Source organism: Actinoalloteichus sp. GBA129-24 (genome assembly GCF_001941645.1).
GTDB classification, from domain to species: Bacteria; Actinomycetota; Actinomycetes; order Mycobacteriales; family Pseudonocardiaceae; genus Actinoalloteichus_A; species Actinoalloteichus_A fjordicus.
This window is the reverse complement of record NZ_CP016077.1, coordinates 3,350,918-3,377,270: the sequence shown is the minus strand read 5'-3', so window position 1 is coordinate 3,377,270 and position 26,353 is coordinate 3,350,918. Positions and strand designations below refer to the sequence as shown.

At 70.5% G+C, this 26,353-nt stretch carries 21 protein-coding genes; 9 read left to right on the top strand and 12 right to left on the bottom strand.

Going from position 1 to position 26,353, the window contains the following annotated elements; all coding sequences use genetic code 11:
- Positions 1-132: 132 nt before the first annotated feature.
- Together UA75_RS15170 and UA75_RS15165 are read right to left on the bottom strand one after the other, a co-directional pair.
- Positions 133-1,404 (bottom strand): glycoside hydrolase family 10 protein, encoded by a 1,272-nt coding sequence (locus UA75_RS15170; RefSeq protein WP_075743836.1) that lies wholly within the window; start codon positions 1,402-1,404, stop codon positions 133-135.
- Between the two features lie 333 nt (positions 1,405-1,737).
- Entirely contained in the window at positions 1,738-2,277 is a 540-nt protein-coding gene (locus UA75_RS15165) for a MarR family winged helix-turn-helix transcriptional regulator (protein WP_404799976.1), read from the bottom strand.
- Between the two features lie 106 nt (positions 2,278-2,383).
- Between UA75_RS15165 and wrbA the strand changes: the two genes are divergently transcribed.
- The 4 genes from wrbA to UA75_RS15145 all read left to right on the top strand — a co-directional run bounded on the left by wrbA (position 2,384) and on the right by UA75_RS15145 (position 6,174).
- Positions 2,384-3,001, top strand: a complete 618-nt coding sequence (gene wrbA, locus UA75_RS15160) for an NAD(P)H:quinone oxidoreductase (RefSeq protein ID WP_075740803.1) — start codon at positions 2,384-2,386, stop codon at positions 2,999-3,001.
- 201 nt (positions 3,002-3,202) lie between these two features.
- Positions 3,203-4,273 (top strand): ring-cleaving dioxygenase, encoded by a 1,071-nt coding sequence (locus tag UA75_RS15155; protein WP_083683212.1) that lies wholly within the window; start codon positions 3,203-3,205, stop codon positions 4,271-4,273.
- Complete coding sequence (locus UA75_RS15150) at positions 4,270-4,890, top strand: alpha/beta hydrolase (protein ID WP_075740802.1); 621 nt, start codon at positions 4,270-4,272, stop codon at positions 4,888-4,890. Before UA75_RS15155 ends, UA75_RS15150 begins: the two co-directional genes overlap by 4 nt.
- A gap of 198 nt (positions 4,891-5,088) precedes the next feature.
- Positions 5,089-6,174: a maleylacetate reductase gene (locus tag UA75_RS15145; RefSeq protein WP_075743834.1), complete on the top strand. Its 1,086-nt coding sequence runs from the start codon at positions 5,089-5,091 to the stop codon at positions 6,172-6,174.
- A gap of 1,070 nt (positions 6,175-7,244) precedes the next feature.
- Here UA75_RS15145 and UA75_RS15140 read toward each other — a convergent pair.
- From UA75_RS15140 to UA75_RS15120, 5 genes are all read right to left on the bottom strand, one after another.
- Positions 7,245-8,309 (bottom strand): zinc-dependent alcohol dehydrogenase, encoded by a 1,065-nt coding sequence (locus UA75_RS15140; RefSeq protein ID WP_075740801.1) that lies wholly within the window; start codon positions 8,307-8,309, stop codon positions 7,245-7,247.
- Positions 8,310-8,397: 88 nt separating this feature from the next.
- Positions 8,398-8,658, bottom strand: a complete 261-nt coding sequence (locus UA75_RS15135) for a hypothetical protein (RefSeq protein ID WP_075740800.1) — start codon at positions 8,656-8,658, stop codon at positions 8,398-8,400.
- An 84-nt stretch (positions 8,659-8,742) separates the two neighbouring features.
- The gene (locus UA75_RS15130) at positions 8,743-9,426 is read right to left on the bottom strand and encodes a CE1759 family FMN reductase (protein ID WP_075740799.1); all 684 of its coding nucleotides are present in this window, start codon (positions 9,424-9,426) and stop codon (positions 8,743-8,745) included.
- Positions 9,423-10,610: a CE1758 family FMN-dependent luciferase-like monooxygenase gene (locus UA75_RS15125; protein WP_075740798.1), complete on the bottom strand. Its 1,188-nt coding sequence runs from the start codon at positions 10,608-10,610 to the stop codon at positions 9,423-9,425. The genes UA75_RS15130 and UA75_RS15125 overlap by 4 nt, the downstream gene beginning before the upstream one ends.
- Before the next feature lie 594 nt (positions 10,611-11,204).
- Positions 11,205-11,474, bottom strand: coding sequence for a hypothetical protein (locus UA75_RS15120; RefSeq protein WP_075740797.1), 270 nt, complete (start codon positions 11,472-11,474; stop codon positions 11,205-11,207).
- A gap of 171 nt (positions 11,475-11,645) precedes the next feature.
- Between UA75_RS15120 and UA75_RS15115 the strand changes: the two genes are divergently transcribed.
- Positions 11,646-12,575, top strand: coding sequence for a LysR substrate-binding domain-containing protein (locus tag UA75_RS15115; protein WP_318533311.1), 930 nt, complete (start codon positions 11,646-11,648; stop codon positions 12,573-12,575).
- A 278-nt stretch (positions 12,576-12,853) separates the two neighbouring features.
- On the opposite strand, the gene UA75_RS15110 is transcribed toward UA75_RS15115, so the two are convergent.
- The 3 genes from UA75_RS15110 to UA75_RS15100 form a co-directional block, all read right to left on the bottom strand.
- The gene (locus tag UA75_RS15110; protein ID WP_075740795.1) at positions 12,854-14,497 is read right to left on the bottom strand and encodes an ABC-F family ATP-binding cassette domain-containing protein; all 1,644 of its coding nucleotides are present in this window, start codon (positions 14,495-14,497) and stop codon (positions 12,854-12,856) included.
- Between the two features lie 216 nt (positions 14,498-14,713).
- A complete protein-coding gene (gene dacB / locus UA75_RS15105; RefSeq protein WP_083683211.1) occupies positions 14,714-16,318 on the bottom strand; it encodes a D-alanyl-D-alanine carboxypeptidase/D-alanyl-D-alanine-endopeptidase in 1,605 nt (534 codons plus the stop codon).
- 1,646 nt (positions 16,319-17,964) lie between these two features.
- Positions 17,965-18,567 carry a TetR/AcrR family transcriptional regulator gene (locus UA75_RS15100; protein WP_232237764.1) on the bottom strand — a complete coding sequence of 201 codons (603 nt, stop codon included), beginning with the start codon at positions 18,565-18,567 and terminating at the stop codon, positions 17,965-17,967.
- Positions 18,568-18,799: 232 nt separating this feature from the next.
- Between UA75_RS15100 and UA75_RS15095 the strand changes: the two genes are divergently transcribed.
- Positions 18,800-19,588 (top strand): SDR family oxidoreductase, encoded by a 789-nt coding sequence (locus UA75_RS15095; protein WP_075740794.1) that lies wholly within the window; start codon positions 18,800-18,802, stop codon positions 19,586-19,588.
- A 305-nt stretch (positions 19,589-19,893) separates the two neighbouring features.
- Here UA75_RS15095 and UA75_RS15090 read toward each other — a convergent pair whose 3' ends face one another.
- Together UA75_RS15090 and UA75_RS15085 are read right to left on the bottom strand one after the other, a co-directional pair.
- Positions 19,894-21,465, bottom strand: a complete 1,572-nt coding sequence (locus UA75_RS15090) for an MFS transporter (protein WP_075740793.1) — start codon at positions 21,463-21,465, stop codon at positions 19,894-19,896.
- A gap of 533 nt (positions 21,466-21,998) precedes the next feature.
- The gene (locus UA75_RS15085; protein ID WP_075740792.1) at positions 21,999-22,640 is read right to left on the bottom strand and encodes a TetR/AcrR family transcriptional regulator; all 642 of its coding nucleotides are present in this window, start codon (positions 22,638-22,640) and stop codon (positions 21,999-22,001) included.
- Positions 22,641-23,086: 446 nt separating this feature from the next.
- On the opposite strand from UA75_RS15085, the gene UA75_RS15080 reads away from it, so the two are divergent.
- The 3 genes from UA75_RS15080 (at position 23,087) to UA75_RS15065 (ending at position 26,343) form a co-directional block, all read left to right on the top strand.
- Positions 23,087-23,857: a thioesterase II family protein gene (locus tag UA75_RS15080; protein ID WP_075743831.1), complete on the top strand. Its 771-nt coding sequence runs from the start codon at positions 23,087-23,089 to the stop codon at positions 23,855-23,857.
- Between the two features lie 119 nt (positions 23,858-23,976).
- A complete protein-coding gene (locus UA75_RS15075; protein WP_198043030.1) occupies positions 23,977-24,705 on the top strand; it encodes a 4'-phosphopantetheinyl transferase family protein in 729 nt (242 codons plus the stop codon).
- Between the two features lie 609 nt (positions 24,706-25,314).
- Positions 25,315-26,343 carry an iron-siderophore ABC transporter substrate-binding protein gene (locus UA75_RS15065; RefSeq protein WP_075740790.1) on the top strand — a complete coding sequence of 343 codons (1,029 nt, stop codon included), beginning with the start codon at positions 25,315-25,317 and terminating at the stop codon, positions 26,341-26,343.
- Positions 26,344-26,353 lie beyond the last annotated feature (10 nt).

The window sequence follows — 26,353 nt, the reverse complement described above, 5'->3', positions numbered from 1 at the left end:
CCCCGCCACCGGCGGCGCCGATCGGACGCCGAGGGCCCGTCGTCAGTGCAGGGCGTCGGCCTTCTCGACAGCCGGCCCTGCCGACCGGCCCCTCGGCAGTGAGTTCACGCTCCCGATCATTCGCGCTCGGCGCTAGGCGGGCGGGTCGGCGGCCTCGCCGTAGTGGTCCTGGACCACTCGTGCGATGGCCGCTGCGGCATTCGTGCGCAGGGAGGACACGCTGAAGTAGACGTCGCCGCCGACCTCGGGGTGTGCCTGATTGAGTGTCAGGTGCTCGCTGAGCTCGGCGGTGTTCCATGCCGAGTTGCTGCCGACCTTGTAGGCAGCCTGTCCGATGTAGAGCTGCACGCCGGTGCCCGCGACCGCGTCGGCCCACCATGGGACGAGGACGGCGTAGTCGGCGGCGGAGTGGCCGATCTCCCAGTAGACCTGCGGAGTGACGTAGTCGACCCAGCCCTCCTCGATCCACCGACGGGTGTCGGCGAAGATCGCGCTGTAGGACTCCAGCCCGTTGGTGTCGGAACCGCTCGCGTCGCTGGACCTGTTGCGCCAGATCCCGAACGGGCTGACGCCGAAGTCGACATCGGGTTTGACGGCCTCGACCCGCTCGCCCATCTCCCGCACCAGCAGGTTGATGTTGTCGCGCCGCCAGTCGGCGATCGAGGTGAAGTCGCCGCCGAACTCGGCGAAGGTGTCCTGGTCGGGAATCGTCTGCCCGCTCACCGGGTACGGATAGAAGTAGTCGTCGAAGTGCACGCCGTCGATGTCATAGTTCTCGACCGCGTCCATCATCGCCGTCTGGACGAACGCGCGGACCTCGGGATTCCCCGGGTCGTAGTAGAGCTGGGTGCCGTACCGAAAGATCCAGTCCGGGTTCACCCGCGCCGGATGATCCGGGGCCAGCCTGCCCGGATCGCTCTGGGTGCTGACCCGATAGGGATTGAACCAGGCATGGAACTCCAGACCCCGCGCGTGGGCCTCCTCGACGAGGAACGCGAGCGGATCGTAGCCGGGGTCCACGCCCTGCGTGCCGGTCAGCCACTGCGACCACGGTTCGTGTGGGGAGGGCCAGAAGGCGTCGGCCGTGGGACGGATCTGGACGAAGACGGCGTTGAGGCGCAGGTCCACCAGCTCGTCAAGGAGGTCGACGTACTCCTGTTGCTGTGCCGCCGGGCTGAGGCCCGCGCCGCTCGGCCAGTCGATGTTGGACACACTGGACACCCAGGCGCCCCGCAGCTGCTCCGCCTGCCGAGGTTCACCGTCTGCCGACGGCCCGGTGCTGCCGTCGACCCTCGCGGTTCCCGCCGAGGCCGAGGACACCGTGAGCGCGGAGCAGAGCAGGCCGACCGCAGTCGCCAGCGCCACCGCCGACCTGGCACGGAATCGGGATCTGGACACGTGCACCGGGCCTCCCGAGGTCACGTCCGGTTGGCCTCCCCTGCCGGCGAGCGCCACTGACAGTGGGAAATTCTCCTCATCGGAGGGAATCAGGCAAGATCCTCACCGGATTCGGCACGATAATCGCCCGTTCGGCGCAGCGCACACCGCCGGCAGGCACTCCGAAACGGGCGGCCGAACAGCGGAGATCAGGTCACCTCCCGTCCGGGCCACGACACCTGGTGCCGACGAGGACGGACCGGTGGCCCGGGAGGGACACGGGTCCGAACGAGGCGAGGGGCATGCCCGGCAAGGCCCGCCGAACAGACTGTGCGACGGCAGACCGAACCCGGTTCGACGTCAGCTGCGACCCGATCCGGCGGCCGGAGCAGGCCCCTCCACGCCGTCGCCGTTGGCCGACCGCAGTGTGCGCATCGCCTGGGCCAACGACTCCGAGGCCGCAGGGCCCAGCGGCTCCAGCACCCGCTGTCGCAGGATCTGCGCGCACGCGGCCCGCGCACGCTCGGCCACGTCACGGCCGTGTTCGGTGAGCACGGCATAGGTGATCCGCCGATCGGTCGAGCAGGGCTCCCGCCGGATCAGGTCGGCGGCGACGAGGCGGTCGGCGACCTTGGTGAAGCCACCGCTGGTGAGCGCCGCCTCCCTGGCGAGCCGAGTCATCGGGAGCCGGGTCCGCGGTGAGCGGATGAGGCGGATGAGGATGTCGAAGGAGGCGGGGGCCAGACCGAATCGGGCGGTGATCTCTCCCATCAGTCTGTCCTGGGTCGCGTGATAGCCCTCGATGACCAGGCCCCACCAGGTCACCAGCTCATCGTCCCCCGGCTGCGGCGCCGGCACGGCGCCCGGGCTCACCGAGTCTTCCTCGTCTCCTGTGTGCACGACCACAGTCTAACGCGGAAAACTCTTCCCAGGAGATATCTTCCATGGAAGATGTTATCCAGGTAGCATCTTCCGCAGATCACATCACCCCGGGAGAACGACACCTATGAGCACCCCCGTCAAGCTGACCGTCATCTACTACTCCTCGACCGGCACCATCGCCGAGATCGCGAAGACCCTCATCGCCGAGGCCGAGAAGGCAGGCGCCGAGGTCCGGCTGCGCAGGGTCGCCGAACTCGCCCCCGACAGCGCCATCGACTCCAACCCGGCCTGGCGGGCCAACATCGAGGCCACCGCCGACATCGCCGTGGCGACCCCCGACGACATCCTGTGGGCCGACGCCGTGATCTTCGGCTCCCCCACGCGGTACGGGAACATCGCCGCCCAGCTCAAGCAGTTCATCGACTCCCTCGGCGGCCAGTGGCAGCAGGGCCTGCTCGCCGACAAGATCTACAGCGGCTTCACCTCCAGCGCCACCGCCCACGGCGGTCAGGAGTCGACGCTGCTCGCGCTGTACCACACCGTCCACCACTTCGGCGGCATCATCGTGAGCCCCGGCTACACCGACGGTTCCAAGTTCGTGGACGGCAACCCCTACGGCACCAGCCACGTCGACGCCCAGGGCGCCAACCCGGTGGACGACACCACTCGCACCGCCGCCGCCGTCCAGGCCCGCCGCGTGGTCAAGGTCGCCGCAGCACTCAAGGCAGGCAACGCGGGCTGACCGCCCATCGCAGCACCGGCACACCCGCCGTCGACGGCGGCGCGGCAGGCTGTTCCGGCCGCGTCGCCGCCCCACCGGGGGTCACCGCCCACCGGGGGTCACGACCCCACCGGCACCCTCCCCGCCTTGCCCCACCTCGCCCCGCGGGGAAAACCGTCACACCCCTCAGGCTCGACCATCGACGCCCAGGAGAGCATCACCATGGCGATACAGACGAGCGGCCTGCACCACGTCACCGCGATCGGCGGCGACCCGCAGCGCAACGTCGACTTCTACCTGCGGGCGCTCGGACTGCGCATCGTCAAGACGACGGTGAACTTCGACGACACCGGCACCTATCACCTCTACTACGGCGACGAGTCCGGCCGCCCCGGCTCGCTGATGACCTTCTTCCCCTGGAAGGGCGCTCCCCGAGGCAGACACGGCACCGGGCAGGCGACGGCCACGGCGTTCTCGATCCCCGAGGCATCGATCGGCTGGTGGCGCACCCACCTCACCGACCACGGTGTGCAGGTCGACGGACTCGAGCACCGCGACGAGGAGACCGTCCTGACCTTCCGCGACCCCGACGGACTCGCGCTGGCCCTCGTCGCGCACACCCAGCCCGACCCCCGCTCACCCTGGGACGACGGCCTGATCCCGGTCGAACACGCCGTCCGAGGCCTGCACTCGGTCACGCTCTCGGTGACCGACGAGACCGCGACCTCGGCGATGCTCGTCAACGACCTCGGTCTCCGGCTCACCAGCCAACACGGCGATCGACTGCGGTTCGCCGCAGGCGACGGCGGACCAGGTGCCCTGGTGGACGTCCTCGTCACGCCCACCGCGCAGCGCGGACTGGTCGCGGCAGGCACCGTGCATCACGTCGCCTGGCGCGTCCCCGACGCCGCCACCCAGGTCGACTGGCGGGCGGAGCTGCTCGACCGTGGAGTGTCCGTCACCTCGATCATGGACCGCCAGTACTTCCGCTCGATCTACTTCCGGGAGCCGGGCGGCACCCTGCTGGAGGTCGCCACCGACGAGCCCGGCTTCACCGCCGACGAACCGCTGCTCGAACTGGGCCGCGCCCTGCGGCTCCCGCCTTGGCTGGAGCCTGACCGCGAGCAGATCCAGGCGATGCTGCCCCGGTTGAACCTGCCCGCCGAGAACAACCCGCAGCGGCTCGCCTCGACCGTGTCGGCGGCCGAGGCGTCGGAGCGCCTCGCGCCCGAGACGACCACGACCGCCGCAGCGCTCGGCGCGCACACCGCCGCAGATTCGGCGACGACGTGAGGGGCGCGGACAGCACACTCCGCCACCGGTTCCATCCCGGTGCCGAGGACGCGCCGGTGCTGCTACTCCTGCACGGCACCGGCGGCGGGCCGGACGACCTCGTCGGCCTGGCACGGGAGCTGAGCCCGACCGCACCGCTGATCGCGCCCGCCGGTCCGGTCACCGAGCGCGGCGCGGCCCGCTGGTTCCGCAGGCTCGCCGAAGGCGTCTTCGACACCGCCGACGTCATCGCCCGCGCCCACCAGCTCGCCGACTTCGTCGACGACGCCCGGCGCCGCTACCGGCTCGCCGATCGCAGGCTGATCGCGCTCGGCTTCTCCAACGGCGCCAACATCGCCGCCGCCGTGGCACTGCTCCGGCCCGCCAGCCTGCGCGAGGCGGTGCTGTTCTCGGCGATGATGCCGCTGTCGGAGGCCCCGGAGGAATCGCTGAGCGGCAGCAGACTGCTGCTGTCCAACGGCGAGCAGGACCCGATGGCACCATTGCCCGCCGCCGATCGGCTGGTCACGGCGTTGGCGGAGAACTCGGCTCAGGTGTCGACCCATCGACATCCCGGCGGCCATCAGATCACCGTCACCGGCCTCCAGGCGGCGCGCGACTGGCTGACCGACGACTGAGCCGAGCGCAGGCGGGCCGCAGGCCGGCCGTCGGATGCCCGCCTGCGGCAGGCCGGGCCCCGTGATGGCGCGCCTCGCCGAACTCGGCTGGGCACGGACCTGATCCTCGGTCCGCTTCGTCGACGGTCCGGCCGGGTCGTCGACGAATTCACTGCTCCCCGGAGAATGCCGGGCAGGTCGCTCGATCGGAGGACAGAGATGCGAACCTTCGTGCACACGTCGACCCCGAGTCGGGTGATCTTCGGCGCAGGTGTCGTCGGTCGACTCGGCGAGGAGGCAGCGCGGCTCGGCGCCCGCCGGGTCCTGTTGGTCAGCGGACCGTCCCGCCGGTCGACGGACCGGCTTCGCGATGCCCTCGGTCCGCTGCTCGTCGCCGAGTTCGCGGGCGCGACGATGCACGCCCCGGTCGAGATCACCGAACAGGCGCTGGCGGTCGTGCGGGAACACGACGTCGACTGCCTGGTGGCGATCGGCGGCGGCACCGCCACCGGACTGGCCAAGGCGGTGGCGGCCCGCACGGGCCTGCCCCAGGTGATCGTGCCCACCACGTACGCAGGCTCCGAGGTGACCTCGGTGCTCGGGGAGACGGCGGACGGGCGGAAGACGACCCGATCCTCCCCCGACCTCCTCCCCGAGACCGTCCTCTACGACGTCGACCTGACGCTGGGGCTGCCCGTCGATCTCTCGATCACCAGTGCCGTCAACGCGCTGGCGCATGCGGTGGAGGCGTTGTACTCGCCACAGGCCAATGTCCTGATCGATGCCGTCGCGCACGCCGCGATCGGCCTGATCGTTCCGGCCCTGCCCGTCGTCGCCGAGGAGCCCGCCGACGGCGCGGCGCGGGCGGATCTGTTGGAAGGGGCGTGGCTGGCGGGCACCTGTCTGGCGGCTGCGGGCATGGGCCTGCACCACAAGCTCTGCCACGTCCTCGGCGGCTCTTTCGGCCTGTCCCATGCGCCGACCCACACCGTCGTCCTCCCGCACGCGACGGCCTTCAACGCACCGGCCGTCCCCGAGGTGATGGCCGGGATCGCCGCAGCCATGGGTGTGCCGGATGCACCGAGCGGTCTGGCGGATCTGATCGGCTCGCTCGGCGGCCCGACCTCGCTGCGTGAGCTGGGGATGGCCGAAGTCGACCTGCGCGAGGCCGCCCGACTGGCGGTCGCCACCCCGTATCCCAACCCGCGACCCGTCGATGCCGAACTGCTCGATGCTCTCCTGCGGGACGCCTGGCACGGCAGACGTCCCGGCGCGGGCGGCACGGCGCGCCTGCCTCGTCGTTGAGGCGGGTCGACCGGGCGGATCAGGCAGCGGTCCCGTCTTCTCACGGTCGGGCCAGCACCGGGCTCGCGCCGAATCGACCACACCGCCGCCCGGGCCCGCGCGGCGTGCACCGGCCGGTCCGGCCTGCTCGCCGATCTTGCGGTCGAGCTGGCTGCGGCTTCGACGGTCCACTTCGAGGAGCACAGGTCAGCCCGCCGCCGACGGCGACTTCGCGAAGCGGCCTCGGTCTTGTCGATGCGCGTTTTGTCGTCTTCTTGAGCTCTGGAGAATTAACTTTAATTGAAACTGAAGCAATGGTGACAGTCGTCGCAATAGAAGTCGGTCAGTGCCGCACCAGAGATCAGCCAGAACGCGGCGGGAGGCCTCGAGCGAATTCGCCGACCAGCGCCCTGCCTCACGTCACCGCCGCTCACCACGGCTGCGTTTCGCGTCGAATCTCGACGACACGGCGTCACACCGGCAGACACATCGCCCGTTCAGTGGCCCGAGCGGGTGAAAGGAGGGACTCCGAGTTGCCGACCCACCGGAAACCCCCAATGCTCCCCAGCGTAGTTGATTGACTACGCAAAGTACGAAACGGAGGTCGAGGTGCAGAGACAGGCCCAGCCGAAACGCCATGAGCCGTCCGCATCGGTGGAGGTCGGAGAGTTCACTGCGGGCTTGTTCGACATCGGCGCGGACGAGAGATCGGCTTCGGCGGCCTGAGAAACCGGGCCCGCTCTCGTGCCTCGCGATCGGACGACCTCCCCGGCGCCCACCCGAGAATGGCGTCCGCATCGCGGAACGGTATGACCACCGTTCTCCCGCACGAACAGCGTGGCCGCATGTCGACGGTCGGGTCGACTCGGCGGCGATGATCGGACCCCCCACCGGTCATCGCCGCCTCTCCCGCCCGCCGAATGAGCACCTCCGAAGACGTCGAGCGAGCGCACCACGGCCGCCACCTGCCAGAACAGCCCCTGCCCCCGGGACCGAACGAACCCGAGCCGAGCCGCCGATGCCCCGAGCGGCGAGCCGCTCACCGTCGCGTGAGCGACAAGCCGCTCACCGTCGCGTGAGCGACAAGCCGCTCACCGTCGCGGGTCGACCAACACCTTCGCGTGGCGGCTCTGCCCGGAGGCGAGTTCCTCCAGCAGCCGGGACAGATCGTCCAGCCCGACGGTCCCGGTGTGCAGTTCCTCGGTCCGCACCGAACCACCGGCGATGGACCGCATGGCGCCCACGAAGTCCTCGTGGTTGTACGCCAGCGACCCCAGCACCGTCAGCTCACGGGACTGCCAGTCGCCGTAGCTAACGTCGGAGGACGTCACCGGATATCCCAACAGCGCCAGCAGCCCGCCGCGCCGCACAAGTTCCGCCGAGGACTGGAGGAGGTCGGCCACTCCGCTGCACTCGTAGACGACGTCCGCGCCGAGCCCGTCGGTGATCTGGCGGAGCCGGGCGACGAACCCCTCCCCTGGTTCATGGACCTCGGTGAAGCCCAGCGCCTGCGCCGTCGCCCGGCGACCGGGGGACGGCTCGACGACGAGCACCACCCCGGCACCCGCGTGTCGCGCATGCTGCGCGGTCAGCAGGCCGATCGGGCCCGCCCCCTGCACCACCACGATCGCCCCGAAGGGCTGCCGAGCCCGCTTGACCGCGTGATAGGTGACGGCGGTGGGCTCCACGAGGGCGGCCTGCTCCTCGTCGAGCCCGTCGATCACCCGGACGACCCGTCGGGCGCTCACCGCGAGATCCGTCGCGAAGCCGCCGTGCCGAGGGGCGTCGGGAGTGACCCCGTTCGCCTCGGCGAAGGCCGTGTCGCAGTGCTCGGGGTGGCCTGCGCGGCACTGCGCGCAGTGACCACACGCCGGGCCGACGCCCGCGACGACCCGATCCCCCACCGCCAGGCCGGTGACCTCGTCCCCGACCGCGGTGATGGTGCCCGCCCACTCATGTCCGAACACCGAGGGCGGGATGAGCCCGCCGGAGGTGAAGGCATGGGTGTCGGTGGCGCACACGCCGCAGTAGGTGATGGACACGACGACTCCGTCGGCCGCCGGTTCCGGCGGCCCCGCAGCGGTCCGGAGTTCCAGGACGCCGGGCGCTGTGACGACGGCGTAGCGGGCGGGAGCCGAGGTCGACCTGGCACTCATACCCGCAGTTTATGGCGATCTGACGCATCGGCAGGATGAACGAGCGGCGATGGTCACGGCCACGTGCGGAGCGCGATCCCCGCTGCCGTCACACCACGCGTTCGCTGATCGTCCCGTCGGCGACCTCGGTGCGGCGCACGACCCGCACCGCATCCGGCATCCAGCGATCGTGGGTGACCAGCAGCGTGCCGGTGTCGGAGTCCAGCACCGACTCGGAGGAGGGGTGATCGGAACATCGACACACCACCGGGTCCCGCCGAGCGAGGAGCTCCAGGTCCGGCGGGCTGCCCGGCACCGATCGCCACCACAGTCGCGCGCGCATCACGCCGGGCTCGGCTGTCGGGTTCATGATGTCGAGCCGGCGGTCGGCACCGACGGCATATCGACCCGGCTGGGGATTCGCGACCGGAGGGCACGGCGAGGAGGCCTGCGGTCATCGTTCACCTCGGGCTAGTCGCATCAGATCCGTGTCGAGATCGATGTCGCCCGCAGTGCGCTGGGCCCTCGTGGCGTTCCCGCCGAACGTGTGCTGGTAGCCGTGCCAACCGGCGCCTGCGATGTGCCGTCCGACACCGCTCACGACGAGGGCGACCAGTTCACGCGCGGCGCGGTCGATGCGCGCGGTGGTCTCCCCCGAGCTCCAGTCTTCGGGGGCGGCGAACAGGGAGGTGGGTGCAGGGATCGCGCGCAGGAACGCGAACAGTGGTCGGAGGTGGTCGTCGGCGACCATCGCGTGCCGGGGCGATCCGGCGGTCGCCGCCAGAAGTACCGGTCTGGCGATGAGGAGGTCGTTGTCCACGAGGTCGAAGAACGACTTGAACAGCCCGCTGATCCCTGCCTTGTAGACGGGTGTGGAGACGATGAGCGCGTCGGCGTCGGCGAGTTGCTCGATCGCGGTCTGGACTGTGTCGCCTGGTAGCCCGCTGACCAGGCTTTGTGCGACCTCAGCCGCGATCGGGGCGATCTCGATCGTCCGGGTGGTCACGTTCCGACCGGACTCGCGAAGCCGGGTGACCACGGCGTGGGCGGCTCGGTCGGCGAGCATCCGGGTCGTGGACGGCTCGCTGGTCCCGGCGCTGACCGTCACGAGATGGACGGGCGTCTCTCCCAAGCTCATGAGGGCCTCGGCAGGTCGGCGGGCTTGGCCGGGTCGCTGTCGAGATACGGCAACGCGCCGGAGGTGTTGTCGCCGGTGTTCGGGCGAGGCCGGGCCTGCCGAGGCTGTCCGTCTCCGTACGCCGCGTGTACGAGGGAGGCGTGGGTGGGCGCGTCCGGGACGCCGGCCGCACGCCGTGCGTCCATCTCCTTGCGGAGTACCGGAACGACCTCGGTGGCGAGCAGTTCCACCTGCTCCAGTGCGACGTCCACGGGCACGGACCCCAGATCCATCGCCCACAGCTGCCGCTGGTAGTCACCGAAACCCTCCTGGAAGGTGAGGGTCTTGTCGATCACTTCCTGGGGAGATCCGACCGAGAGCGGGGTGTTCTGGGCGAACTGCTCCAGGCTGGAGCCTCGGAACATGGGGTAGCTCTCGAAGTACGGCCGGAAGCGATCGTAAGCGTCCTGGGACCGTCGGGCGATGAACGCCTGCCCGCCCAACCCCACGATCGCGTCCTCGGCGCGGCCGTGCCCGTAGTGCTCGAACCGCTGCCGGTAGAAGTCCACCAACGGCTTGAAGTGGAAGTGGGGCGCGAGAATGTGGTTGGCGAAGTACCCGTTGCCGTAGAACGCCGCCTGTTCCGCGATCTCAGGCGTGCGAATCGCCCCGTGCCAGACGAACGGCGCCACCCCGTCTAGTGGTCGTGGTGTCGACGTGAACCCTTGCAGAGCGGTGCGGTAGTCACCTTCCCAGTCCACCACGTCCTCCCGCCACAGCCGGTGCAGGAGGTTGTAGTTCTCCAGAGCGAGGGGGACTCCCTGCCGGATGTCCTGCCCGAACCAGGGGTACACCGGCACCGTGTTCCCCCGTCCCAGCATCACGTCCATGCGCCCGCCTGCGAGGTGCTGGACGAAGGCGTAGTCCTCGGCGATCTTGACCGGATCGTTGGTCGTGATCAGGGTGATCGAGGTCGACAGCACGATCTGTGCGGTCTCGGCGGCCAGGTAGGCGAGCATCGCGGGCGGACTGGACGCCACGAACGGCGGGTTGTGGTGTTCACCGAACGCGAACACGTCCAACCCAAGATCATCGGCTGCCTTCGCGACCCGGATCGTGTCCTGGATACGCTGCGCCTCCGACCGCGGCAGGCCGGTGACCGGGTCCGGGGCGATGTCCCCTACACCGAAGATGCCGAACTGCATGACTTGCTCCCTTTCGTACGAGTAGGACACACCGCGCCGGTGCAGGTTCGGACGCGGCCTGCAACGTCGTGGGTGACGGCGGGCCCGTCCTGTCAGCCGATCGCGGCCTTCAGTGCATCGGCGTTCTCGGTCGGCGAGATCGACGGATCGGTGCGCGGTAGGGGTGACTGCCGATATTGGCGAACGGGAAAGGCTGGCGGTCGATGAGCACTAGGACGCTCTCCTCAGGAGTCAGCAGTGCTTCGAGTCCGGCCTTTGCGGTGCGCGTCACGATGTTTCCTTCGGCGTGATGAGTCGAACATTCGATGGTGTGAGTCAGAACTGCTCGGGTGAAGCCGGCGGGCAGCCGAACCGGCCGAGCCCGACCTTCGCGATAGCGAATACGACGCGGGTCGGGCCGCCCTGAGTGGAGGCCATGCTCAGGTCGCGCAGGCTGGCCGCAGCGCAGCCGGCGGTGAGGCTGCGCTGCCGGACCAGGCCGCGGGCTGCCTCGTCACCGGACCACGGGTGGCTCGGCCGTGCAGGGACATCGGCTATCCGACCGACGAGAGAGGCGAGGGTCGACGTCGAACGCCTTCGCCGTCGACCCGCCCGTCACCGCCTCGGCGTACTGGGCGTGGGAGGAGGACCCGGTCGGAGGCCGGGCACCGCCATCGAGGTCGAGGCGTCGAGCACCGTCGTGCCCGCACGCCCGAAGACGGAGGACCGAGCCGCCGCTGCGGCGCTTCCCGGGACCGCGAGCAGCAGCGCTTCCGAGGAGTCGACGCCGCCACGTCCCAGCCGCGTCACCTGGTGTCCGGCAGGTTCGCACGGGTCGGCAGGCCCGCCGCCCATGTCGCCTCGTCCGACCACGGTGACGTTCATGCTTCTCTCCTTACCAGGCTGATATACCGGCCGGTCACCCGAACCGAGACCAGAGCCGACCAGACTCGACGGGGCGGGTGGGAACGTCTTCCGTGGCGTGAGAACGACACTACGGCGGCCATCCGGCGGACGTCCAAGACTTGTCCGGACGCTGAGCGATAGGATTCGTCTATCGATATCAGCCCCCGCGTCCTCCGCTACTTCATCGCCGTAGCCGAGGAACTCCACTTCGGCCGCGCAGCCATGCGTCTCTACATCTCCCAGCCGTCCCTGAGCCATCAGATCCGCAAGCTCGAGGAGACCCTCGAAACCCCGCTGTTCGTGCGCTCGAGCCGTCGGGTGCAGCTCACCGCCGCGGGCCGGACGCTGGCTCGCGAGGCGCCGATCGCGCTGGCTGCGCTGGAGCAGGCCGTGCGGGTCACCCGGCTGGCCGGGTCAGGGATCGCGACGACGATTCGGCTGGGCTATACGCCGATCACCAGCTTCGACACGCTCACGGTGCTGCTGGCTGCTCTCCAGGAGGACCACCCCGACTTCACCGTCGAGGCCCGAGAGTTCTTCAGCTCCGAGATCCCCGAACGGCTCTGTGCAGGCGACCTGGACATCGGTCTCGCCCTCTCACCCCAGCCCATCGACGGGGTCGATGGCGAGCTTCTCCGCGAAGAGCCCGTCTCCGCACTCCTCAGCACCCGCCACCGCCTCGCTACCGCCCCGAGGATCCCTGTGACGGTCCTCCGCGACGAGACGCTGCTGCTGTTCCCACGCAGGCTCGCGCCGACGTACTACGACGGCATCGTCGCCGCGTGCCACGAAGCGGGCTTCTCACCGGAGATTCGCGCATTCGAGGAACCGCCGGTGAACGCCATGCTCGCCCGGCTCTCCAGCGGACACGAGGTCGGCCTGGCCCCTGCATCGTTTGCCGAGCACGCCGCGAAGGCAGGCACGAGCATCATCCTTCGTGACGTCGTCGATCCGCCGATCGCGGCAGAGCTCTCGGTGCTGTGGCCCGCGAACGAGCCGTCGCCCGCCATCGCGAGCGTCCTGGCCACCGCCCGACGATGCGCACAGCGCAACGGATGGTTACGCAGCCCCATCACGTAGTGCATGAAGCTGCGGCCCTCGAGCCTCGATCAGCGAATCGCTCCGACGCCGGGCCGCAGGCGCCAGGTGCCGTGCCACCCGAGATGGTCGTACCGCCGACAGTGGTCGGTTCCAGCCCGACGACGGCCCGGCGGCCCTCAGCCCACAGTGGAGGCTCCCTCGTACGCCGAGCGGAGGTCGGCCCGCATGGTGACTTCGCCGCGGACCACGAGCCGGGATCAGCCGGACGTCATCGCCCCTCCAGACGTCCGCCGACGCCCACTGCCTGCCTCGCGATGTCACACCACGCGTTCGCTGATCTTCCCGTCAGCGACCTCGATGCGGCGCGTGACCCGCACCGCGTCCAGCATCCGCCGATCGTGAGTGACCAGCAGCAGCGTGCCGGTGTAGGAGTCCAGCGCCGACTCGAGCTGCTCGATGGCAGGCAGGTCGAGATGGTTGGTCGGCTCGTCCAGCACCAACAGGTTCACCCCGCGCGCCTGAAGCAGGGCGAGTGCCGCGCGGGTCCGCTCCCCCGGCGAGAGGGAGGACGCGGGCCGGAAGACGTGCTCGGCCACGAGGCCGAACTTCGCCAGCAGGGTCCGGATCTCGGCGGGCGGCGGACCGGGCAGCTCGCTGCGGAAGGCCTCCAGCAGCGGCAGATCACCGAAGAACAGTGCCCTGGCCTGGTCGACCTCGCCGACGACCACACCGGAGCCGAGCGTGGCGGCGCCGGACTCGGGGTCGAGCCTGCCCAGCAGCGCGGCCAGCAGAGTCGACTTGCCCGCACCGTTGGCCCCGGTGATCGCCAGCCGGTCCGCCCAGTCGACCTGGAGGTCCACCGGACCGAGCGTGAACGATCCTCGGCGTAGCACGGCCGACCGCAGGGTCGCCACCACCGTGCCGGATCGCGGAGCGGCGGCGATCGACATCTGGAGTTCCCACTCCTTGCGGGGCTCTTCGACGACGTCGAGCCGTTCGATGAGCCGCTCGGTCTGCCGGGCCTTGGCTGCCTGCTTCTCAGTGGACTCGGCACGGAACTTGCGGCCGATCTTGTCGTTGTCGGTGGCCTTCCGCCGGGCGTTCTTGACGCCCTTCTCCATCCACGCCCGCTGTGTGCGGGCGCGCGCGGCCAGGGAGTCGCGGGTGTCGGCGTATTCCTCGTAGTCCTGGCGCGCGTGGCGACGCACCCGCTCCCGCTCGGTGAGGTAGGCGTCGTAACCGCCGCCGTAGTGCCGCACCTGCTGTTGGGCGAGGTCGAGTTCCAGCACGCTGGTCACGGTCCTGGCCAGGAACTCACGATCGTGACTGACCAGCACCGTCGGCGACCGCAGGCGGCGCACGAACTGTTCGAGGCGGTCCAGTCCGTCGAGATCGAGGTCGTTGGTCGGCTCGTCGAGCAGGAAGACGTCGTAACGGCTGAGCAGCAGCGAGGTCATGCCCGCCCTGGCCGCCTGGCCGCCGGAGAGGGCGGTCATCTCCAGGTCGAGTCCGACCCCGAGTCCGAGCTGCGCGGCGGTCTCCTCCGACCGTTCCGGCAGGTCGGCGCCGCCGAGGGCCAGCCATCGATCGAGGGCGGTCTCGTAGGCGTCCTCGGCGCCGGGTGCGCCTTCGGTGAGGGCCGCGACGGCCGAGTCCAGCGCCTCCTGTGCGGCGGCCACTCCGGTCCGACGGGCGAGGAAGTCCCGCACGGTCTCCCCGGCTCGCCGCTCGGGTTCCTGCGGCAGATGACCGACGGTCGCGCTGGGCGGGTTGAGGGTGATCGATCCCTGATCGGGGGTGCTCCGGCCCGCGAGCAGCCGCAACAGCGTCGACTTGCCCGCGCCGTTCACCCCGACCAGACCGACCACGTCGCCGGGCGCGACGACGAGATCCAGCCCGCTGAACAATGTGTGATCGCCGAATCCGGCCGCGAGGTCCTTGGCGACGAGGGTTGCTCCCATGAGGACGCCGAGTCTAATCGGCGCACGATGATCCGCCCTCAGGCCCCGACGGCGTGGCGCGGCCTCGCCGGGTAGGCCGTGGCCGTCGGGCAGCTCGTCGACCGGCGACCCGTCCGGGCGGTCGATCCCCGCCTGGGCCGGAACGGGCTCTGGGCTGGCGAGTGCCCACGCGCTCCGGGTCCCCGACCACCGGACCGGCCGGTCGCCGCGCCGGGGTCAGCAGGCCCGTGCCCAGGTGCACTCCAGCGCGGACTCGTCGATCAGGGTGACCGGGTCGTCCTCGGGCAGCTCGGCGGTGGGCACCGACAGCGTCTCGGCATCCGACACCCGGTCGTCGGCGCCCTGGTAGCGGGCGAGCCGCAATGCGACGGCGTCCTCGACGTCCTTCGGGCTCGCGCTCAGGTAGTTGTTCACCACCACCGAGAAGACGAGTTCCTCGCCGGAGGCGGCGGTGACGTATCCGGACAGCCCCGTCACCCCGGTGAGCGAACCGGTCTTGGCGTGGACATTGCCCTGGGCCTCGGTGCCGCCGAGCCGGTTGCGCAGCGTGCCGCCGACCATTCGGTCGGACTCCCCCGCGATCGGCAGCGACGCATGCCAGGCGTCGAACCACGGCTCGTCCTGCACCGCCACAAGCAACTCGGCCAGCTGCCCTGCGGTCACCATGTCCATCCTGGACAAGCCGGAACCGTCGACCATCCGATACTCGGACGAGTCGGGACCGCCTAGTGCGTCGAGGCTCTCCGCCAGTACGGCGCGCCCTGCCTGCCAGGTGCCTGCGTCGCCGTGTTCCCGGCCCATCGCCTTGACCAGGACCTCGGCGTGGCCGTTGTTGCTGAGTTTCATGAACGGCACCATCAGCTCGATCAGCGGCATCGACGCGTGCTCGGCCAGGACTGCGGCACCCTCCGGGGTGGTGCCGAACTCGACGTCGCCGACGACGCGCACCCCGTGGTCGGCCAGCGCCTGCCGGAAGACGTCGGCGGCGTACCCGGTGGGCTCCCAGACGGTGCTCCAGTCCTGGGTGGCCGTTCCCCCTGCCGGGATGGCCCCCGCGACGCGGATGACGTTGCCGCCACGCTCTCGTTCGACCGAGATGGTCTCCGCGCTGCCCGCCTCTCCGGTCACCGCCCGAGCGTCGACGGTGACGTAGTCGGTCGGCGGGTCGACGGTGATCTCCGGTGCCGCGCCTGCCTCGTCGCCGGGAGCGACTCGGACGATGACGGTTCCCGCGTCGTAGTCGGTGTCCGGCGCGACGTTCAGCGCGGAGATCTGCGCCGAGTAGTAGTAGGGCTCGTCGTCCCAGGACCAGCCGGTGCCCAGGCGGGTGTCGTCGAACCAGGTGTCGTCGGCGACGACGTCGCCGCGCACCAGGGTGATCCCGGCGTCGGCGATCTGGGCGGCGAGGTCGGCGTAGTCCTGCGCGAGCAGCGTGGGGTCGCCGGTCCCCCGCAGGTACAGGTCGCCGTTGAGGACGCGACCGATCTGACGTGCGTCGCTGCGGACCTCGGTGGCGAAGCGATAGTCGGGCCCGAGCGCCTCCAACGCGGCGACCGAGGAGAGCAGCTTGCCGTTGGAGGCGGGCAGCAGATTGGCGTCCGCGCCGCGTTGGAAGAGGATCTCGCCGTCGTCGGCTCGGCGGACCACCACTCCGGTGGCGGCCCCGGCCAGCCTCGGGTCGGCGAGGATACGGTCGAGGTCCTCGCCGAGGGCCTGTTCCCCGGTCGGATCGGCACTTCCCGCGAAGCCGGGAAGGCTCAGCCCGCCCAGCAGCGCGGTGCAGGCCAATGTCACGCCGAGGTATCTGAATCGCCTGCTCATCGCCGCCTCCAGGGTGGTCGATCAGGGTGGTCGATCAGGAGAGATCACACCAGCCGAGACTAAGGAGCGCCGACCGAACCGGTCAATGGTTCGACCACTGCACGTCGTCGACGTCGGAAGCGTGCCGGTCCCGCCCGGAGTCCGCACGAGGAGGTCCGCACGGGCGCGCCGGGTGCGGCCGGGCACCGACTCGATCGCGCCCGCTCGGTGGCGCTGCTCGCCGTCGGTTGGAGAAGCGGTCGGTCACTGCTCGGCATGGCACGTGACGCGCCGAGCCGCACGGCGACGCCGGGCATAGCCGGAGATCACGGTGGTCGGTTCGGGGGGCGGCTTCGGCCGTGAACTCGATGCAGAGCGCTCTCGGCGAGGGCGGCCGCGGGTGATGAGGACCGGCTCCGGTACGACGGCGGACCGGGAGGCCCGGTACACGATCACTCGCCCCTGTCGGGTGAAGTCGGGATGCATCCCGAGCCGGTCGCGCCGAGTTCTGCGATCTTTGAGACACCGCAGAGATCGTCACCACCAGCGACATTCCGGAGAGTTCGCCGCAGTACGCACAGTGCAGCCAGGTCGTCCGTCGCCTCGCCGCGACACCTCGGCCGTCGACGGGTCCGGCCGCTCGCCGCATCAGACGCGGGCAGGGTCCGACCCACCGAGGCCGAGCAGCGAGGGGGCCGGGCTCGCAGGGCATCCGATCGCGGATCGACGGTTGTCGGTGCGCCCGAGCGGCAGCGGGGGCGACCGCCTCGGTTCCGAACCGGACGACGAGTCAGACGAGCACCCCGGCGACGTCCGTGGTGCGCACGCAGTCCCGTGTCAGGTGGGCCGGAGAACCCGCCGTGAGCAGCCGGAGGTACCAGCGGTGGTGCGACGAGAACATCGGCGCGAGGCCGCCGGGACCTTTTCCCGACCGGCATCGCCCCCGGTCGTCCGGCGTGCAGCGGACAGCACGGGCCGTACCGAGCACGGCAGGCGGCCTCTCGCGGGCGGGCGAGAGCTCGGACGCTCCCGGGTCCGCGAAGACGGTCGGGTGTCGTCACCGGGCGACCGACCGCCCGGCAGACCGAGCGAACGAGGCCGCGACCGGCCGGACACGATCCCCCCGCCCCGACGCAGGCCACGTCGAGGGCGCGGGCGCCACGTCCAGCTCAGGCCAGAGGAACCGCCGCAGCGCACCAGGCTGTCGCTCCACTGCGAACCCCGTGATCCCGCTCGGCGGTTGTCGTCGGAACCGCGCGGGCGGCCCGCCGAAGCAGACCGCTCGGTCGACGTCGCTGCCGGGCGGCCCGCACCACGGCAGGCCTCCTGGCGGGGACGGGCCGAGGCGGTGCGGAGCCCGTATCGCGGCGGCGAACGAGTGGCAGGACGGGAGGCACGCGGCTCGGTCCCGCTGTCGCGATCCTGGTGCGTCATGACTTAGTGGAGCGCGAGTTGATCCGCGATCCGCCTTCCAGACGAGGCCGTCGATACCCCGAATCGGCGGCCTCGTCGCGTTCTCGCCCAGGCCGAGGCAGTAGACACCGCCGGGAAGACCGGGACCCTGCCGCGCGGTGGAGGCCCGGTCACGGCGCGCGAGCCGTTCGCGCGGAGGAGCACGGCGTCGACGCAGGCGGGTCTGAGCCCCGCATCCGACGGACGTCGACTTCTCAGCCCCTCTCGGCCTGCCGAGGGCCGAGGCCGTGCAGCAGGGTGTCGACGACTCGTTGCGCACCCTTGTCGGGATCGAGCACGTCGTCCCCCACGGTGGCCGCTTCGTGGATGAGCGCATAGAACACCCGTCGGGCCCACGTGCGGTCGACGTCCTCGCGAAGCAGACCTGCCTCGGCGGCGCGTCGGAACAGTCCGTCGCAACGTTGTTCGACCTCGGTGTGCATCCGGGCGATCTCGGAGTCTCGCCCTGCGGGACGGCTCATCGCGTAGGCCCAGTCGATCTTGACCCGCAGCACGTTCGCGGTCACCTGATACAAGGCGACCAGCGGCGGAGTCGCCTCTGGCCTTGCCGCGTCGACGGCGGCGGCGAACCGACTCGCCGCCCAGGTGCTCATAGCGCTGACCAGGGCGTCTCGACTGGCGAATCGCCGATGGACCGTCGTTCTGGCCACGCCTGCGGCGGCGGCGATCTGCTCCATGGTCGCGGCGGGATCACGGCTGAGCACCCGCTCGGCCGCCGCGAGGATCGTCGCGACGGTGCGCTCCGCGTCGGCGCGGTGGGCGCGTCCCCCGAACACCGCGGTCTCGGTCGCGTCCAACGACTCTCCCGTCGTCTCGTTCCCGCGCCCGGCTCTGGCACGGCGTCCCTTCACCGATGAGGCCCGGTGGCCCCGAGACCCGCCCAGGCGACCTTCTTCGATCATCGCATCCCGAGCACCCTGCCTCCGCAGACTACCGCGCGGTTGCACATTCACGACTAGTTGCAACATCATTGTCGCATCTTGTACCGTTATCGCGTCACGGAAGTCGCATTTCAGCAGGAGGCTGCACATGGATCTGAAGCTCGCGGGGAAGACGGCGATCGTGACCGGCGCGAGTCGCGGCATCGGTCTGGCCATCGTGACAACGCTGGTGAACGAGGGGATGCGGGTGATCGCCGGGTCGCGGACGGTGCCGCCGGAGCTGACGGCGACCGGCGCGGACACCCTGGCCGTCGACCTCGCCGACCCGGAGGGCCCCGCCCGTCTCGTCGAGCACGCGCTCGCCGAGGCGGGCGTGATCGACGTGCTCGTGAACAACGTGGGCGGGGGTGACGACGGTGCGGGACAGATCGGCGGGCTCGTCGACTTCGACGATGACTACTGGCAACGGACCTTCGACCTCAACTTCACCAGCACGGTCCGCACCACCAGGGCCGCACTGCCCAGCCTGATCGCCTCCCGAGGCGCCGTGGTCACCGTCTCCTCCAACGGTGCCCGCATCCCCCATGCGGGTCCGATCGCCTACACCACGGCGAAGGCGGCCCTGAGCGCCTTCGGCAAGGCACTCGTCGGCGAGGTCGGCCCGAAGGGCGTACGGGTCAACACCGTCTCCCCCGGCGCCACGCGAACCAGGATGTGGGAGGCGGCCGAGGGATACGGCGCGGCTCTCGCCGACACTGCGGGCATCCCGCTGGACGCGCTGCTCGACGGGCTGCCCGCGGCCTCGGGCATGGTCACCGGGCGCCTGGTCGAGCCTGCGGAGGTCGCCGCACTGGTCGCCTTCCTGTCCTCGCCGATCGCGGGCAGCATCACCGGGGCCGATCACATCATCGACGGCGGCGCCGTCAAGACCGTCTGAACCGCCGAGGCCGCAGTGCCGCGTGCACGCCGACACGATCGAGGCCAGGCGGCGCGCGACGGGGTGGTCGATGCGCGGGGCGCGGACCGGCCCCGGGCGGCCGAAGCTCTCCGGCGGAGCAGCCTAGGAGAGATCTCGATCAGACGGCCTCGTCCGAGGAGACGGGCAGCCGCGAGGGGCCGCCTCGACGGACGGGTGCGAGGCGGTCGTCGCGCCGCGCAGCCGCTCCTCCGCAGGTTCGCGGTGAGCGAGTCGGATAGAGGCGGTCGTCGGCGTGGCGAGCGGTGTCGGCGCGTGGCTTCGCGTCACACTCGCTGCGGCTCGGGGACGGCCTGCTCGGGGTCGCCTCGCTCCGGGGTGTCCGACTCGACGGCACTCAGCTCGACGGCGGCCCCTCGGTCGGCGGCGTCGTGCGAGGAACGCGACGGGATCAACAGGGTCCACACCGTCGCCGCCGCGATGACGCAGACGACCGCGACCGTCCAGAGCACCAGGTGCCAGACCTCGGTGTACTGCGCCGAGTGCACGGCGCGCTCGGCATCGGGGATGTTGCCCGCCGCGATGCGGGCGGCCGTGTCGGCGTCTCCGGTCCTGCTCTGCAGGAGGGTGATCATCGAGGTGCCGACGACCGTGGCGGCCAGCGTCGCACTGCCGGTCCGCACGGTGTTGAGGATCCCCGCCGCCATCCCGAGCCGGTTCCGGTCGACCAGGTTCATCGCCTGGGCGTCGACGGTGCCGACCGCCAGGCCCATGCCGAGGCCGATGGTCGCCATGGGACCTGCCAGGGCTGCCGTGCCGATTCCCGGCTGGAGCACCGTGAGCCAGGCGTTCCCCGCCGCGATCAGCAGCAGGCTGGTGACCACGATGATGCGAGGCGAGACGCCGAAGCGGTTCATCAGCGTGGCGCCGACCTGGGGCATGACCAGCAGGGGTGCACTCAACATCAGCATGGTCAGACCGGTGGCCTGCGCCGAGGCGCCGTTCACCCCCTGCAGGTAGGTCGGCAGGAAGATCATGGCCGTCGAGGGTGCCGACGCCAGCACGGCACAACCCAGGCACCAGCTCAGGAACCTCCGGTCGCGGAGCAGTGTGAAGTCGAGCAGCGGCGCGGGCGTGCGCCGCTCGACCAGCACGAAGAGGACGAACAGCACCAGCCCGACGGCGATCGGGAGGAGGACGACGAGCGCGACCCAACTCGCCCCGGCAGCCTGGTTGACGCCGAACATCACCAGCGCCATTGCACCGATGAAGAGGAGCGTGCCGGGGACGTCCACCTTGGACGGCGCGGCGGAGCGGGACTCGGCCATGAAGCGCGTCCCGGTCCAGAGCAGCAGACCGACGACGGCGAAGGTGCCGAAGGTGCCGCGCCACCCGAGTTCGCCGACGAGCCAGCCCGACAGCGAGGGCCCCAGCGCCAGGCCCAGGCCTGCTGTAGTGCCCATCACGGCGAAGGCTCTGGTGCGAGCGGGTCCGACGAAGGTGGCGCCCAGGATCGCACCACCGCAGGCCATCACCCCGGCGGCGCCGACGCCGGACAGCGTGCGCGCCGCGTCCAACACCAGGATGTCGTGCGCCAGCGCGCTGAACAGGGCACCCGCCGTGTACACGGCGGCGCCGACGGCGAACACCCGTCGCCGACCGAAGCGGTCACCGAGCGAACCCGCCACCAGCATCAGCGAGGCCGCGCCGAGGAAGTAGCCGACGACCACCCATTGCAGTGCCGCGCCGGAGGCCTCCAGATCGACGCCGATGGCGGGGAGCGCCACGGTGGTTCCGGACATGAGCATCGGCAGGGTCAGGAAGCCGAGCAGCACGGCCACCAGGGTCACGATGGAACGGCTGCGGGACACGGCAGGAAGGGTCGGGGTCTCGGTCACCGGAATACGGTACAACGTGTACGGCAATGGGTAAAACGATTAGTGCAAAAAGCTCACTCGGCCACCGTCGTCGATCCGACAGGACGAGCCCGCAGACTGATGCGACCTCGCGGCGGGGCGGTGCGCGAACGATGCGCGGGCCGGAGAGCGACCGGGACCCGATCTCACTGCGGTCACCGCACTGAGGCGCACCGCCTCGGCCTGCCGTCGGCGAACGACCGCTCGCGCTCACCGGCGAGCGCAGGCGAGCTCGCCTCCGCAGGCCGCGCGCCGCAGAGCCGCCGGATTCCTCCCCGCACGCACCGAAGACTCCGTTCACGACACGGACACCGGGGAGGCGGGCCCAGGCCGACCGACGTCCTGCGACCTCGTCGACGCGCGTATTCAGCTCGAGGTCACGCCGACGCGCCAGACGAGACGAGGAAACCTCGCGAGGCGCCGGACCCGCACCGGTCCCGATGGTCGCGGCCCGGCTCCGACATCCGTGACCACGTCGACGTCCTGATCGGCGCAGGCCCGGGTTCGGCCCGACGTCAGCGCGCGCAGCCGTGCAGGAAGAGCCGGACGCCGGAGACCACCATCTCAGCCAGCTCCGCATCGGTGTTCGCGAGTTCGGGTCGACTCGATCTGTCGATCATGGTCAGCCGCTGGAACTGGATCGCGGCCACCTGGGAGTCGTCCACCCGCAGCAGCCCTCGGTCGGCGAGCCGCGCCAGGCGACGGGCCAACTCCTGCCGGACCCGCACCGGGCCGGCCTGCTGCCACGCCTCGAGGGCGGCGGCGGGCAGGTGCCCCGCGTCGGCGTTGATCTGTCGCACCAGCGCGGAGTGCTCGGTGAAGCCATGGGACCAGGAGCCTGCCAGTGCGATGCCGAACTCGACGAGGTCGGCCTCCAGGTCCGTCACCTTGCTCAGATGGCGATCGATGATGGCGATGTGCGCGTCGGAGACCCTGGCCGCACTCTCCTGGATGACCGTCTCGAACAGCTCTGCCTTGTCCTGGAAATGGTTGTAGACCGTGCGGGTGGAGACGCCTGCCTCCGCAGAGATGGCGTCGACGCTCGCCCGCGTGTAGCCGTCCCGCGCGAACACCGTGTGGGCACCTGCCAGAATCGCCCGGCGCTTGTCCGGCAGGCCGCCTCGTGGACGTGCTCCGGGTTCGTCGCGCCTGGTCATGGTCTGATCCTCTGTTCCTCGTCCCGGCATCCGCAGCCCGATTGCCACGAGCGTTGTACTTTACTGCACGGTCGGTGGCCGACGGTGCCGACGACGACCACAGGCGAGTCGGCAGGCACCTTCGAGTCACGACGGACCGCAGGGGCGCCAGGCGGGCGGGAGCGCGGTGAGCGCGGCCGCCGATTCGTCTGCTCACGAAAGATCGCTCGGTCATGAAGCCTCCGAATCGCGGTGCGGTAGCGCCGCCCATCCGATGGTGACGGCGACCGTCGGCGGCGGGCGGCCTGCACAGCCGGACGACCCCCACGCCGCCTGGCACGAGGAGAGAGCACGCCCGATCACGCATGCCGCCGCGGGGTGCCGGGGTTCCGAACTCCTTGTCCCACGCCGATCATCGCGAGACGATCCACCATGACGAATCCCTGAAGGGAAGGATCATCAGCAGCATGACCACGATCGGCGACACGAACGACCGCTGGGTGCGGCGCTTCCATCCGACCCCGACGGCGACCGCGCGGCTGCTCTGCCTGCCGCACGCCGGGGGATCCGCGAGCTATTTCTTCCCGGTCTCACGAAGACTGGCTCCGGGCATCGAGGCACTCGCCGTCCAGTATCCGGGCAGACAGGACCGTCTCGGAGAGAAGTCGATCGAGTCGGTCGAGGAGCTGGCCGACCGCCTGGTGGACGTCGTACTGCCGTTCCGAGACAAGCCGCTGGGCCTGTTCGGCCACAGCCTTGGCGCACTGGTCGCATTCGAGCTGGCGTTACGCCTGGAGGAACGCGGCGTCGTGCCCGTCGGGCTGTTCGCCTCCGGCAGGCGCGCACCGGTCACCGTGCGGCAGGGCGAGGACGCTCATCTCCGCAGCGACGACGAGCTGATCGCGGCGGTCAGGCAGCTCGGCGGCACCAGTACGAGCCTGCTCGACGACAAGCAGATAATGGCGATGGTGCTGCCGTCGATCCGTGCCGACTACCGCGCGGCCGAGACCTATCGGCATCGGCCGGGACCCCGACTGGCCACACCCGTGTACGCCTTCCTCGGCGACGCCGACCCGAAGGTGACGGTCCCGGAGGCCGAGAGGTGGGCGGAGCACACCGAGGGCGGCTTCGACCTCACCGTCTATCCCGGTGGTCACTTCTACCTGAACTCCCACGCCGACGCCGTGATGGATCGGATCGCGGCGCAGCTGACCGACAAGGTGCCCGCGGGCGGCTGACCTTCGCCGGAGACGGTGTCCGGCGAGGGTCGCCGAACCGCCGGACTCGACGCAGCGCCGCCCTCGACCCTGCCGCACCGGCCGCGTCGAGGGTTGCGCTGCGCTGGTGCCCACGACCGATGAAGCTCGCGGCCGAGCCGCGTCCTGCCGAGAGGGAACTCGTGATCGAGAAGATCCTGCCGTCCGAGGTCGTCGCAGTGGAGAGGCGGGACGATCCACCGGAGGCGACGCTGTTCCCGGCCGAGGAGGCGGTGGTGGCGGCCGCGGTGGACAAGCGTCGACGGGAGTTCCGCACCGTGCGGCACTGTGCCAGGCTGGCGCTGGCGGAACTCGGCCTGCCGCCCGCTCCACTACTGCCCGGTGAACGGGGCGCCCCGGTGTGGCCTGCGCGCATCGTGGGAAGCATGACGCACTGTGCAGGCTATCGGGCCGCCGCCGTGGCCAGGACGTCGGCGGTGGTCTCGGTCGGCATCGACGCCGAGCCGCACGACCGACTGCCGGAGGGGGTGCTCGCCGCGATCGCCCTGCCCGCCGAGTGCGACCGCCACGCCACGCTGGCCCGCACCGCGCAGGGCGTGCACTGGGACCGCATCCTGTTCAGCGCCAAGGAGAGCGTCTACAAGACCTGGTTCCCGCTGACCGGTCGTTGGCTGGGCTTCGAGGAGGCCGACATCACGATCGAGCCGGACACCGGCACCTTCCGGGCGCGACTCCTGGTACCCGGCCACACGCGGGACGGTGGTGAGCTGACCGGCTTCACCGGCCGCTGGCTGGTCGACGACGGCCTGGTGATCACGGCGATCGCCGTGCTGCCCGAGGAGTCGGCGCACCGGGAGGACGGCAGCTGACGACGACCGGCAGCCGGCGCAGGACGGCGCCTGCTGCCGGTGCCGCCGCCGAGGAGAGTCCGGCTCTCGATCACCGTGGCCGCGACCCGATCGCGAGCTGCGAGCGTTCACACGGCTGCGGCGAGGTGACCATTCGCGCGTGCGCGGCGAAGCAGCCGCGTGATGGGGCCGCAGACGGTCTTCCCACCTGACGAGGATGGTCGACGACTCGGGCTCAGGTCGGCACCGGCTCGAGGCTCCGCCCTCGCCGCAGCGGCACAGCGGCGGGCCACCCCGGCAGACGACTCCGCCGGCCGGAACACCTGGTCGACGGCGGACGAGCCGCGTCGCGCCCGCGAGCCCGGTCCGCCGCAGGACGCCGACCGGCGGATCTGATCCGCACGGGCCTGCTCGCCGTCGGTGGTCGCCGGACCTCGGCACACGTGACGCCGACCACCGTCCGACACCACCGAACCGATCTTGCGGTTAGGTTAGTCTAACCTTCATCAACCATGCATGAAGTGCGATTGCGGCCCGCAGGCGTCTGACGCCGCGTGCCGCACCCGCATTGTGCACCGTCGGCGCCGACCGACGTGCATCACCTACTGGGACGAGAACGAGGAACCATCGATGAACTCCGCGCTGGGTCGACGTCGGACCGCAGGTGCCGTGATCGCCGTGGCGGTCGTCGCACTCGCGAGCTGCTCGACCACGACTGAGAACGGCGGCACCGAGGCAGGCACAGGTGACGGGACGTTCCCGGTCCTGATCGAGAGCGCCCTGGGCGAGGCGGAGATCCCCGAGAGTCCGGAACGCGTCGTGACGCTCGGGCAGGGCTCGGCGGAAACCGCCATCGCCCTCGGTCGCACCCCGGTCGGCGTCGAACGCTACGACTGGGGCAGCGACGAGACCGGTTACCTGCCCTGGGTGCACCAGGCGATCACCGAAACCGGTGAGGAGCTGCCGGAGCAGTTCACCGGCGGCGAGGACATCGACTTCCCCGCGATCGTGGAGCTCGCTCCCGACGTGATCCTGGCGCCCTGGTCGGGCATCACGCAGGAGCAGTTCGACATCCTCAACGACATCGCCCCCACCGTGGCCTACCCCGGCCTGGCCTGGAGCACCGACTGGGACGAGCAGATCGAGCTCATCGGCCGGGCGCTGGGCATGTCCGACGAGGCGGCGGCGCTGATCACCGACATCGAGGACCGGTTCGCCGAGGCGGCGGCCTCTCGCCCGGAGTACGCCGACGTCACGTTCTCCTACGTCTACACCACCGGCCCCGGCACGCTCGGCGTCTTCCTGCCCGACGAGCAACGGGTCGCGATGGTGAGCAGGCTGGGACTGACCGTCGATCCGGTGGTGGAGACCTTCCCCGAGACCGAGGGAACCGATTCGGCGTTGATCGGCCTGGAACAGGCCGACCAGCTCGCCGAGAGCGACCTGGTCTTCACCTTCTACTCGGACGCCGAGACCCGCGAGCAGATCGAGGGCCAGCCGTTGTACGCGGCGATTCCCGCCGTCTCCCGCGACTCGCTGGTGGCCAGCGACGAGAACCCCTTCGTCACCGCCTCGTCGATGATCAATCCGCTGACCGTCCCGTGGACGATCGACCGCTACCTGCCGCTGATCGACGACGCGATCTCCCGGATCGGCTGACGGACCGTAC